The sequence below is a fragment of the Luteimonas campi genome (assembly GCF_051162505.1).
In the GTDB taxonomy this organism is placed as follows: domain Bacteria; phylum Pseudomonadota; class Gammaproteobacteria; order Xanthomonadales; family Xanthomonadaceae; genus Luteimonas.
This window is the reverse complement of record NZ_JBNWEM010000003.1, coordinates 441468-453035: the sequence shown is the minus strand read 5'-3', so window position 1 is coordinate 453035 and position 11568 is coordinate 441468. Positions and strand designations below refer to the sequence as shown.

The window sequence follows — 11568 nt, the reverse complement described above, 5'->3', positions numbered from 1 at the left end:
CCCATGGTCGCGCAGCGCACGGCGGTGTGGGCCGGCTAGACCACGCGCCGGCTAGACCACGCGCCGGATGCGGCGGCCGCCGAAGGGCGGCTGCCCGCGCCAGTGCCGGATCAGCAGCCAGCCGAACAGCATGCCGCCCAGGTGCGCGAAGTGGGCCACGCCCGAACGCGTGCCGGTGACGCCCAGCACCAGTTCGATCAGGCCGTAGACGATCACCAGCGTGCGCGCCTTCATCGGTACCGGCGGGATCAGCAGCATCACCCGCTGGTTCGGGAACAGCATCCCGTAGGCCAGCAGCAGGCCGAACACCCCGCCCGATGCGCCCACCGTGGGGAAGTAGCCGCCGCCGTTGCGCACGCCCCAGGACACCACCAGCAACTGGCACAGGCCGGCACCGATCACGCACACCAGGAAGTAGGTCAGGAACCGGCGCTGGCCCCAGGCGTATTCGAGCTGCGCGCCGAACATCAGCAGCGCCAGCATGTTGAACAGCAGGTGGGCGATGTTGTTCGGGCTGTGCATGAAGCCGTGCGTGAGCAGCTGCCACGGCATGAACGACTGCGGCGCGTACGCGGCCAGCTCCGGCGCCAGCCACGGCCACAGCATCAGCGGATCCAGCGCCGGGCCCAGCAGCAACTGCAGCGCGAACACCGCGCAATTGGCGATCAGCAAGGCCTTGGTGACGGGGGGAAGGTTGGTGAACATCGGCGCTCCTGCACTGGCGCCCATGATAACGGTGGAAGCCCGGGGGGCCGGTCGACGCGGCGGGACGGACTTTCCCGTGAATGCCGGGCAATGCGGATGCGCTCAGCGGGGTGCGGGCCCCCACAGCGCCGCGTCGAGATCGCCGGGCTCGCCCTGCGGCATGCGCACGCGCCCGTTGCGCACCGCCACCCCTTCCGCGCGCAGCCGCCGCACCTGCTCCCGGAAACCCGCCGAACCGGGCGGGAAGGCGATCCTGCCGTCGCTGCGCAGGATGCGGTGCCAGGGCAGGTCCGCATCCTCGTTGCCGGAGAGCAGCCGCGCGACCATGCGCGCGCGTCCGGGCAGGCCCGCCCTGCGCGCGATCTGCCCGTAGCCGGCCACCGCGCCGCGGGGCACGTCACGGATCGCGGCCAGGATGCGCGATGCGGGGAGCGGATCGGCAGACACGACGTCCATCGGCGACTAGGATATCCGCTCCCCTTGTGCGAGCCCCGTCGCGCCATGCAGAACTTCGAACAGATCCGCGGCCACCTCCTCGGCGGCGACTTCCGCGTCACCATGCAGGAGCCGTACGTGCTGTGCGTGGAACTGTCGCTCGACGGCGGGCGCCGCCACCAGGCGATCTTCCTGTCCGAGCTGCAGGACGACGACGGCCGCAACTACCTGCGCACCAGTACCGTGATCGCGCCGATCACCGGCATCGACGCACGCCGCGCGCTGGCCTTCAACTGGAGCACACGGGTGGGCTACCTGGCCATCGGCGAACTCGATGGCGTGCCCTATCTGCAGCTCTGCGAAAACCGCCCCTACGAGGGGCTCACCGCCGCGGAGATCGGCCGTGTGCTGCTCGAGATCGGCGGGATGGGCGACCGCTTGGAGCGCGCACTGTCGGCCGAGGGCGATTTGCTGTGAGGCGGGGATTCGAGATTGGGGATTAGGGATTGGAGAGCGGTCCCGCGCGCCTGCCCTTCCGGATCCCGAATCCCGACTCCCGTATCCCGGCCCCTCAAGCCCAGCCCATGTTCTGCATCAGGCGGAACAGCAGGTAGGCGATACCGCCCGACATCGGGATGGTCAGGATCCAGGCCCAGATCATCTTGTGGACCACGGTCCACTTGATCGCGTTCAGGCGCTTGGCCGTGCCCACGCCCATGATGGCCGACGAGATGTTGTGCGTGGTCGACACCGGGATGCCCAGCGACGAGGCCGCGAGGATCACCGAGGCCGCGCTGGTTTCCGCGGCGAAACCGTGGATCGGGTGCAGCTTGACTAGCTTGTGGCCGAGGGTCTTGATGATGCGCCAGCCGCCGGCCGCGGTGCCGGCCGCCATCACCACGGCGCAGGTGATCTTGATCCAGGTGTCGATATCGCCGTTGGCCAGCGCCTCGTCGGACGGGTGCAGGAATTCCAGCCATCCCGGCAGCACATCCAGCGTGCCCGCGGCCTGGGCGCTGACCAGGGTCAGCGCGACGATCCCCATCGTCTTCTGCGCGTCGTTCATGCCGTGGGCGAAGCCCATGCCGGCCGCGCTGACGATCTGCGCCTTGCCGAAGAAGCCGTTGACCCAGCGCGGGCGGGCGATGCGCGCCAGCCAGCCGCCGCTGCGCGCCATCATCGAGATGACGAAGAACAGCACGCCCATCATCAGGAAGCCCGCGGCGAAGCCCAGCACCGGCGATGACACCATTGGCACGATCACCTTCCACAGCACGCCCGCGCTGCGGTAGACCGGGTCGGCCGGTTCGGACCAGATCACCACGTCGATGTTGTTGGCCGCAGCCGCCAGCGCCGCGCCGATCAGGCCGCCGATCAGGGCGTGCGAGGACGAGGACGGCAGGCCGAACCACCAGGTGATCAGGTTCCAGGTGATGCCGCCCAGCAGCGCGCACAGGATCAACTGCGAGCCGACCTCGATCACGCCCGCGTCGATCAGCCCGGAGGAGATGGTCTTGGCCACCGCGGTGCCGGCCAACGCGCCGATCAGGTTCATCGAGGCGGCCAGGCCCACCGCCTGCATCGGCGAAAGCACCTTGGTGGCCACCACGGTGGCGATCGAATTGGCGGTGTCGTGGAAGCCGTTGATGTATTCGAACACCAGCGCCGTGAGCACCACGATCAGGACCAGGGTCAGCATCGTCGTGGCCCGGTCAGGAATTCTTGAGCACGATTTCGTAGGCGACCACGCCGGCCTCGCGGCAGCGGTCGATGGCCTTTTCCAGGATCTCGAAGAATTCCTTGAGCAGGAACATCTGCAGCGGATCGAGCTTGCCCGAGTAGATGTCCCGGTAGAGCTCGAGCATCAGCCGGTCGGCCTCGTTCTCGAGCGAGCGCAGGCGGTCGTTGAGCTGCTTCATCGGCTCGAGCTTCATGTGCCGGAGCTGCTTGACCATGTCCACGACCACGCCCGAGGCCTGCTCGAGCATCGCCGCACGCGGCGCGAAGTCGATGTGCTCCAGGTGTTGGGTGGCCAGCGAATAGCGGTCGGCGAACTTCTCGATCTGCTTGGGGATCTTGTACAGGGCCGAGCCCAGCGCTTCGATGTCCTCGCGCTCGATCGGGGTGATGAAGCTGTCCACCAGGGCTTGGCTGATCTTGTCCGATGCCTCGCGCTCGCGCAGGCGGGCCAGCTTGAAGGCGTCCAGGGCCGGCTGCCGGTCGGCTTCCCTGAGCATGGCGTGCAAGGCCCGGGCGGCGTCGTTGGCCGCCGTCGCGGCGTCCTCGAGCAGCGAGTAGAACTGGTTGCCCTGTCCGAACATGGTTTGCAAGGAGAACATCGGGGAGATCCCGCCGCCGGGGAGTGGACGGCCTTCGGAGCGGAATTATGACCGCTGGATGACACCTGCCGCCATTGCGGCCGACCCCGGGCCGCGAAATGGCTTCCCGGACAGGGTGTTATGATCCGCTGCCGCGCACCCGTGCCGCGCCGCCGCCCCGATGGACGACGAACCTCCTCCACTGCCCCACCGGCCCCGCCCGGGCCGCCGCCTCTGCCCGGTTTCCGCCTTGACCGCCCCGCTGGCAGCCCGCGTCCCGGCACCCCTTCCGCACCCGACCCGGCAGGCAGCCGATGCTTGAGCTCGCCATCGTCCTGGTCCTGATCGGCTGCAACGCCTTCTTCGCGCTGTCGGAGATGTCGGTGGTCACGTCCCGCAAGGGGCGCCTCCGGCAGCTGGCCGCCGGCCACCGCGGCGCGCGCAAGGCGCTGGAACTGGCCGAGCATCCCGAGCGGTTCCTGTCCACCGTGCAGGTGGGCATCACCCTGATTGGCATCCTCACCGGCATGTTCGGCGGCGATGCCATCGGCGCCCGCATCGGCGGCTGGCTGTTCAGGACGTTCCCGGCCATGGGCGCGAAGATGCCGTTCTTCGACGGCACCTACGCGGCGGTGACGGGTACCGTGCTCGCGGTCGGCCTGATCACCTACCTGAGCATCGTCCTGGGCGAACTGGTGCCCAAGCGGCTGGCCCTGCTGGCGCCGGAGCGGCTGGCCGCCGCGGTCGCCCTGCCGATGCACTGGCTGTCGCGCATTGCCAGCCCGGCAGTGCGCCTGCTGGGCGCCTCGGTAGCCGCGATCCTGCGCCTGCTGCGGCTGAACGACACCGAGGCCGGCCAGGTCACGGAAGAGGAGATCCGGCTGCTGGTGAGCGAGAGCCACGAGCAGGGCGTGATCGACGCCGACGAGCGCAACATGATGAACCGGGTACTGCGCCTGGGCGACCGGACCGCGGCCAGCCTGATGACGCCGCGCACGCGCATTGCCTGGCTGGACGTGGCGGAGGGCTTCGAGGAAAACCTGGCGCTGATGCGCGCTACCCCGTTCTCGCGGTATCCAGTGTATCGCGGCAACGACGCCGACGTGGTCGGCATCCTCGAGATCAAGTCGCTGATCGACCGCCTGGAAGAGCCCGAATTCGATCTGTTCAAGTATCTGCGCGAGCCGCTGTTCGTCTCCGAATCGACCCCTGCGCTGAAGCTGCTGGAGATCCTGCGCGAGGAGCAGTACTCGCTGGCGCTGGTGGTCGACGAATACGGCGACGTGGCCGGCCTGGTCACGGTCAACGACGTGCTGGAAGCGGTGATCGGGCGAACCCAGACCGGCGAGGGCCCGGACGCGGTGTCGCAGGTCACCACCCGCGACGACGGTTCGCTGCTGGTCGACGGCGGTGCCTCGGTGGAAACGGTGCGCGAGCTGATCGGGATCGGCGCGCTGCCGGGCGAGGACGAGCACGACTATCACACCGCGGCCGGCATGGTGATCGCCCGTTTCGGGCGCATTCCCAACGTCGGCGAGCATTTCGAATGGGGCGGCTGGCGCATCGAGGTGGTCGACCTGGATGGCCCCCGGATCGACAAGCTGCTGCTGCAGCGTGTGGATGCGGGCGATCGTGAGCACTGAGGACCCCGCCACTTCCACCGGCCGCGCGGCGGCCGGCCCCCTCGGCACGCGGGAGCTGTTCGATGCGCTGGCCAGCGGCGACGGCGAGGATCACCTGCGGCTGGAGGACCTGCTGGCCGGATTGAGCCGGCAGGTGTTCGGCATGCTGCTGTTCGTGTCGACCCTGCCCGCGTTCATCCCCATCCCGGGCGTCGGTGGCGCGATCAGCGGCCCGGCGACGGTGCTGGTGGGCGTGCACCTGCTGGTCGGGATGCGCCGCCTGTGGCTGCCGCGCTTCGTCGCCCGCCGCGGCCCGCGCCGCGCCACGCTGCAGGCGTTCCAGCGCACGATCGATCCATGGCTGACGCGCCTGGAGCGCGTGGTCAAGCCGCGCCTGACCGCGATCATCGAGCACCGCGCCGCGGCGATGTTCACCGGCCTGCTGTTGGTGCTGCTCGGCATCCTGCTGGCGCTGCCGATCCCGTTCACCAATTACCTGTTCGGCAGCCTGCTGCTGGTCTACGCCTTCGCCCTGCTCGAGCGCGACGGCGGGCTGATGCTGGCGTGCTGGGTGGCGGGCATCGTCGCGATCGTGGTGTTCGGCGTCCTCAGCGGCGCACTGGCGACGGCGGCGACGCAGTGGCTGGGGGGCCTGTTCGCGTAACGCGCGGGCAACCGTCTCCGCGACGCGCCTCGCGTCTTGCCGGCCGATGCGGGCTCAGGGCCGGCCCGGCGAACCTCAGCCCAGCAGCCGCACGAACTCGGCGTTGGCCACCGGATGGCCCAGCCAGAACCCCTGGGCCATGTCGCAGCCGCGCTCGCGCAGGATGGCGTACTGCCCTTCCTTCTCCACGCCCTCGGCCACGACCTGGATCCCCAGCGAATGGGCCATCGCGATGATCGCCGTGGTGAGCGCGAGGTCGTCCGGATCGCGCAGCACGTCGGCGATGAAGCTGCGGTCGATCTTGACCCCGTCCACCGGCACCCGGCGCAGGTGACTGAGGCCGGAGAAACCCGTGCCGAAGTCGTCCAGCCACACCTTGACCCCGGTGTTGCGCAGCCGCGCCAGCACGCTGCTCACGCGCGCCTCGTCGGCGATCACCGCGGTCTCGGTCAGTTCGATGTGCAGGTGATGCGGGGCCAGGCCGCTCTCGCGTAGCACCGACTCGGTGAGCGCGGCCAGGTCGCCGGCCCGCAGCTGGCGCGGCGACACGTTGACCGAAACGAACAAGCCCTGCGCGCCGGGCACGTTGCGCTGCCAGCCGCGCGCGTCCATGCAGGCCGCGCGCAACACCTGCGGGCCGATCGCCTCGATCAGGCCGCTCTGCTCGGCCACGTCGACGAACAGCGCCGGCGACACCTGGCCATGATCGGGGTGCCGCCAGCGCAGCAGCGCCTCGGCACCGACCAGCTTGCCGTCCGACAGCCTGTACAGCGGCTGGTAGGCCAGGCTCAGCTCGCCGCGCTCCCAGGCCCCCCGCAGGTCCTGCTCCATCCGCACGCGCCGCTCCACCGCCTGATCCATCACCCGGCTGTAGAAGCGGTGGCAGCTCTTGCCCGCCACCTTGGCCTGGTACATGGCGATGTCGCCGTTCTTGAGCAGGGCCGGCACGTCGACGGCATCGTCCGGAAACAGTGCAATGCCGATCGAGATGCCCAGGAACACCGGCCGCCCGCGCACCGCGATGGGCCGACCCAGTTCCTCCACCAGCACGTCCGCCAGACGCCCGGCGCGCTCGCGGATGTCGCTGCCGGCATCGCCCTGCAGCAGGATCACGAACTCGTCGCCGCCGAAGCGGGCCAGCACCGCGCCCTCGCCGCCATGCAGCGCGATCACCTCGCCTATGCGGCCGGCGAACTGCATCAGCACCTCGTCGCCGGCATCGTGGCCGATGGTGTCGTTGACGCGCTTGAAATCGTCGATGTCGGTGAACAGCAGCGCCAGCTGCCGCGCGGCGCCATTGCTCTCGGCCACGCGCTGGTCGAGCATCTCGCGGAACGCCAGCCGGTTCGACAGGCCGGTCAACGCGTCGGTGTACGCCATGCGGCGGATGTCGCGGTCGTGGCGAAGAATGCTGTCGCGCATGTGCGAGAACGCGCGTACCAGGTCGCCGATCTCGTCGGCGCGGCGGGTGGCCGGCACGGCCGTATCGAAGTTCCCGGCCTCGATGCCGCGCGCGGCATCGGCCAGTTGCCGGATCGGCGACACCAGCCTGCGCTGCACCACCAGCCCGATACCCGCCAGCAATGCCACCAGGCCGGTCAGCAGCAGGCCCACCCAGAGCAGCTGGCCGCGGCTGACCTCGCGCAGGCGGCCGGACATGATGCCGCCGATCTGGCGTTCGTCGGCCTTGACCGCCTCCAGCGAGTAGCCCACGCGCACGCCGCCCAGGCGCTGGTCGCCGATGCGGATGGGCGCGGCGATGTCGAGCAGCTGCCCGGTGGCCTGCACGTGGGCGCCGGTGATCGACAGCACCTCGTAGGCCAGCGGATCGGACATCGTCTGGCCGTAGGTGGAGATGTCCGGGCTGCCGTCGTGGATCACCTGGCCGTCGTTGTCGTAGACGATGACGTAACTCACGTCCGGCTGGCGCAGCGTCTGCCGCAGCGACGACCCGATCGCATCCAGATCGAAGTAGTACAGCGGGTTGACCAGCGAATCGGCCAGCTGCAGCACCTGGGCCTCGCCCTGCGACAGCAGGCGCCGGGACGAGAAGTCGTCGATCGCCTGCAGGCCCAGGGTGCGCACCTCGCTGTGCAGCTCGTTCTGGCGCTGCAGCACCAGCGCCACCAGCGCCAGGGTCACCAGCAGCACCCCGGCGGCCAGCAGCGCGAAGCGCGCCTGCAGCCCGAAACGGGTGCGCGTCATTCGACCTCCCTGGAAACGCGCGCCACGCCCTGGCGCAACTGCATCAGGGCGGCGGTGGTCTCCTCGTCGATCGGGACGAAGCGAGTGGTCTTGAAGAAGCGCAGCAGCGCCTCGCGCGCGTCCGGGTCGGCGGCGGCGCCGGCCAGGACCTCGCGCAGCCGCTCGCGCACGCGCGGATCGAGGTCGCCCCGCACCATCTCCAGCGCGCGCGGGAACTGCCCGCTCTCGCGCACGATGCGGAAGTCGCGGCGGTAGGAGGGGGGCACCCGCTTGGGATTGACCCAGTCCAGATTGCTCATCGCGCCGGCATCGACCAGGCGCTTGTGCACCCAGGCAGAGACGTTGAGCTCGGAGCGGCCGAACACATAGCCCACCGAATCCGGTCCTGGCCGGTCCATCGGCGAGAGCAACACTTCGAGGCGCAGGCCGATGTCGAGCAACTCGTCGGCGGGCACGTAGTAGGCGCTGGTCGAGGACCGGTTCTGGAACGCGATGCTGCGTCCGCGCAGGTCGGCCAGCTCGCGCACAGGGCTGTCCTTGCGGACGAAATAGACGGTGTGGTAACGGGCCACGCCGTCGCGCTCGGTCATCAGCAGCGGGAGTGCGCCGGCGCGGTCGGCGAGCGCCATGGCGGTGCCGGCAGTTTCGGTGACCCAGTCCACCCGGCCGCGGCGCATGTAGCTCTGCATCTGCTGGGCATCGCGCGCCATGAGGACGCGGCCTTCGCGGATGCCGACATCCGCCATGCGCGGGACCACGTAGTCCAGCAGCGGCCTGAGCTGGTCGTAATGCGCCTTGGGATCGTCGCTGATGCGGCCCAGCACCAGCACCCCGTCGTCGGCCAGTGCCGGCTGGAGCATGACGAGCCAGAGCACCAGCGACAGCAGGAGATGGAGGGAACCGGATGGAGACACTGACAAGGGACGGTTCCGCTGCGGCTCGGGTGCTCGTACGGCGGCGAGCCTAGCCGAAAACCACGCCCGCCGGTAGCGCGGGCCGGCAGGCGCGCGCATGCCGGCCGGGCCATTCCGTGTCCTGACGGGTCACGGTCTGCGACATGCCCATGGGCTCAGCCGCCACTGGCGCCGCGTTCTCCCGCCAGCCGCGCCATGCGCTGGGCGTCTGCCAGTACCCCGCGCAGCAGGCGTACATCCCGATCGTCGAGCTGGCTGCGCAGGAAGATGCGGCGCAGCTTGCGCATCGCCGATTCGGGCGCGCGCCCCTTGTGGAAGTCGATGGCGTCGAGCGTGTCGGCCAGCTGCGCGAAGAACCCTTCCAGCTCCGCATGGCTCGCCGGCACGTCGCCATCGGCCGCGGGCAGCGCCGGCGCCGCGGCGCGCCGGCCGAGCATGGCCAGGCGCAACTCGTAGCAGAGCACCTGCACCGCGGCCGCCAGGTTGAGCGAGCTGTACACCGGATCGGCGGGAATATGCACCGCCGCATGGCATAGCTGCAGCTCGGCGTTGTCCAGGCCCGTGCGCTCGCGTCCGAACACCAGGGCGGCCGAGGTACCGTTGCCGACGGTCGCCAGCGCGCGCGAGGCCGCCTCGCCGGGCAACAGTTCGTCGAGCGCGATGCGCCTGCTGCGCGCGGTACATCCCAGCACCAGGCGGCAATCGGCCACGGCTTCGGCCAGGGTCGATACCCGCGTCGCGGCCTCGAGCACGTCGTCGGCGCCGGCGGCCATCGCCACGGCGTCGGCATGGGGGTAACGCTCCGGGGCGACCAGCACCAGCTGGCGCAGCCCCATCGTCTTCATCGCGCGTGCGGCCGCGCCGATGTTGCCGGGATGCTGGGTGCCGACCAGGACGATGCGGAGCCGGTCGGCCGCGTGCAGGAGTTCGCTCATGGCGCGGATGGTAAACTGCGCGACCGGCCCTGGCGCCGGCCTGCTCTTTCCCCCTGCCCGCCTGTCCCACGGAGTTCCCCCGATGCTTGCCCCCGCCGTCAATGTCATGGTCAAGGCCGCGCGCGCCGGGGGCAACGTGCTGCTGCGCCACATGCACCGCCTGGACGCGCTGAACGTGGTGGAAAAGGACCGGCTGGACTACGCCTCCGAGGTGGACGGCCTGGCCGAGGAAGCCATCGTCAAGGAACTGCGCCGGGCCAATCCGGACTACGCCATCCTCGGCGAGGAAGGCGGCGCACAGAAGGGCAACCGCGGCCCCAGCCGCTACACCTGGGTCATCGATCCGCTCGACGGCACCAGCAACTACCTGCACGGAATCCCGCACTGGTGCGTTTCGATCGCGCTGTGCGAAGGGCCTGAGCCGCTGCACGCGGTGGTGTTCGATCCGCTGCGCAACGAACTGTTCACCGCGTCCCGCGGCGCCGGCGCCCAGCTCAACGAGAAGCGCGTGCGCGTCTCCGAGCGCAAGGAGCTGTCCGGCGCCATGCTGGTCACCGGCTTCCCGCCGCGCGAACGCAAGCGCGCCGATGCGCAGCTGGACTGCCTGAAGGTGCTGCTGCGCGAGGCCGAGGACGTGCGCCGCACCGGCTCGGCCGCCCTCGACCTGGCGTGGGTGGCCGCAGGCCGCTGCGACGCCTATTTCGAAGCCGGGGTCCAGCCCTGGGACATCGCCGCGGGCGTGCTGCTGGTGCGCGAGGCAGGCGGCCGCGTAACCGACTTCCGCGGTGCGCCGACCGGGCCGATGCACGTGGCGATGGGCACGGGCCGGCCGCTGATGGCCGGCAACCTCCGGGTCACCGAGGCGCTGCAGAAGGTCATCGTGTCCTCCGGCTACGCGGCGACGTTCGACTGAGGTTTGCTGCGGCGAAGACCAGGCGATCGGGCCGCCCTGCAACCTGCGTCCAGGTCGGCGCCCGTCGCCCCGGCCTGAGCGGAACAGCCTTTCGCCTTGTCCGACATGGGTGGGATCGACGTGCTCCCGCCGCGCATTGCAGACCGGGCAGAAGACACAAGCGTCTGGCTCTGCCGGGCGTCGGCTACGGACATCCCCAGCTGCGAATGTCCTCCGGCAACGGCCTTCGGCCGTCGCCTCCCCCTTGATTTCGCAGCTGGGGGTGTCCGCATCCGCCTGTGGAGTCCTCGGACTCCTTGCTGATCGCTGCGCCAGGTCCGCATGGCGACTGCCGCATCCGAAGCCCGATGCCGACGCCCTCAGTGAGCGTCTTCCTCTTGATTTCACAGGCGGGGCATTCGCATCCGCCCGCAAACACCCCAGGCGCGTCGTAGATCGTCCAGCCGCGCCGGAGCGGCAACCACTGCCTCCGGAGTCATGTGACGCTGCGGCCGGCAAGCCTGCGCAGCGAAATCAAGGAGGAGGCATCCGCCGCAGGCGGATGGCGGGGGACATTCGCGGAGCAGGCCTGCCGGTCGCAGCGGCTCCCAAGTTCGCGACGCCGTGTGGCGAAGCGCTCCGCGGATTGACGAACCCACTGGCCAACCGAGACAGCAGGAATGAGCAAGAATGTCCTCAAGCAACGGTCTTAGGTGTTCGCCGCCCCTTGATTTCGCAGCCGGGGGTATCCGCATCCGCCTGCAAACACCACAGGCGCGTTGGAAATCGTCCAGCCGCGCCGGTGCGGCAACCACTGGCTCCGGAGCCATGTGACGCTGCGCCCGGCAGGCCTGCGCAGCGAAATCAAGGAGAAGGCA

Annotated in this window: 11 protein-coding genes; 4 read left to right on the top strand and 7 right to left on the bottom strand. The window is 69.8% G+C overall.

Annotated elements, in window-relative coordinates; translation table 11 throughout:
- Positions 1-51 precede the first annotated feature (51 nt).
- Together ACQYVW_RS11995 and ACQYVW_RS11990 are read right to left on the bottom strand one after the other, a co-directional pair.
- Positions 52-705: a rhomboid family intramembrane serine protease gene (locus tag ACQYVW_RS11995; protein WP_434934212.1), complete on the bottom strand. Its 654-nt coding sequence runs from the start codon at positions 703-705 to the stop codon at positions 52-54.
- Between the two features lie 102 nt (positions 706-807).
- Positions 808-1152, bottom strand: a complete 345-nt coding sequence (locus ACQYVW_RS11990; RefSeq protein WP_434947127.1) for an MGMT family protein — start codon at positions 1150-1152, stop codon at positions 808-810.
- Positions 1153-1185: 33 nt separating this feature from the next.
- Between ACQYVW_RS11990 and ACQYVW_RS11985 the strand changes: the two genes are divergently transcribed.
- A complete protein-coding gene (locus tag ACQYVW_RS11985; protein WP_434947126.1) occupies positions 1186-1617 on the top strand; it encodes a hypothetical protein in 432 nt (143 codons plus the stop codon).
- 94 nt (positions 1618-1711) lie between these two features.
- Here ACQYVW_RS11985 and ACQYVW_RS11980 read toward each other — a convergent pair whose 3' ends face one another.
- A complete protein-coding gene (locus ACQYVW_RS11980; protein ID WP_434934209.1) occupies positions 1712-2839 on the bottom strand; it encodes an inorganic phosphate transporter in 1128 nt (375 codons plus the stop codon).
- Between the two features lie 13 nt (positions 2840-2852).
- Complete coding sequence (locus tag ACQYVW_RS11975) at positions 2853-3479, bottom strand: DUF47 domain-containing protein (RefSeq protein WP_434934208.1); 627 nt, start codon at positions 3477-3479, stop codon at positions 2853-2855.
- Between the two features lie 293 nt (positions 3480-3772).
- Here ACQYVW_RS11975 and ACQYVW_RS11970 point away from each other — a divergent pair, with 293 nt between their 5' ends.
- Together ACQYVW_RS11970 and ACQYVW_RS11965 are read left to right on the top strand one after the other, a co-directional pair.
- On the top strand, positions 3773-5101 hold the full coding sequence (locus tag ACQYVW_RS11970) for a hemolysin family protein (protein ID WP_434934207.1): 1329 nt from the start codon (positions 3773-3775) through the stop codon (positions 5099-5101).
- The gene (locus ACQYVW_RS11965; protein WP_434934206.1) at positions 5079-5744 is read left to right on the top strand and encodes an exopolysaccharide biosynthesis protein; all 666 of its coding nucleotides are present in this window, start codon (positions 5079-5081) and stop codon (positions 5742-5744) included. Before ACQYVW_RS11970 ends, ACQYVW_RS11965 begins: the two co-directional genes overlap by 23 nt.
- 75 nt (positions 5745-5819) lie before the next feature.
- Here ACQYVW_RS11965 and ACQYVW_RS11960 read toward each other — a convergent pair whose 3' ends face one another.
- The 3 genes from ACQYVW_RS11960 to ACQYVW_RS11950 all read right to left on the bottom strand — a co-directional run bounded on the left by ACQYVW_RS11960 (position 5820) and on the right by ACQYVW_RS11950 (position 9786).
- Entirely contained in the window at positions 5820-7949 is a 2130-nt protein-coding gene (locus tag ACQYVW_RS11960; protein WP_434947125.1) for a putative bifunctional diguanylate cyclase/phosphodiesterase, read from the bottom strand.
- Entirely contained in the window at positions 7946-8809 is an 864-nt protein-coding gene (locus ACQYVW_RS11955; RefSeq protein ID WP_434934219.1) for a phosphate/phosphite/phosphonate ABC transporter substrate-binding protein, read from the bottom strand. The genes ACQYVW_RS11960 and ACQYVW_RS11955 overlap by 4 nt, the downstream gene beginning before the upstream one ends.
- Positions 8810-9018: 209 nt before the next feature.
- Entirely contained in the window at positions 9019-9786 is a 768-nt protein-coding gene (locus ACQYVW_RS11950) for an RNA methyltransferase (protein WP_434947218.1), read from the bottom strand.
- 94 nt (positions 9787-9880) lie between these two features.
- Here ACQYVW_RS11950 and ACQYVW_RS11945 point away from each other — a divergent pair, with 94 nt between their 5' ends.
- Positions 9881-10711, top strand: a complete 831-nt coding sequence (locus ACQYVW_RS11945) for an inositol monophosphatase family protein (protein WP_434947124.1) — start codon at positions 9881-9883, stop codon at positions 10709-10711.
- The last annotated feature ends 857 nt before the right edge of the window (positions 10712-11568 follow it).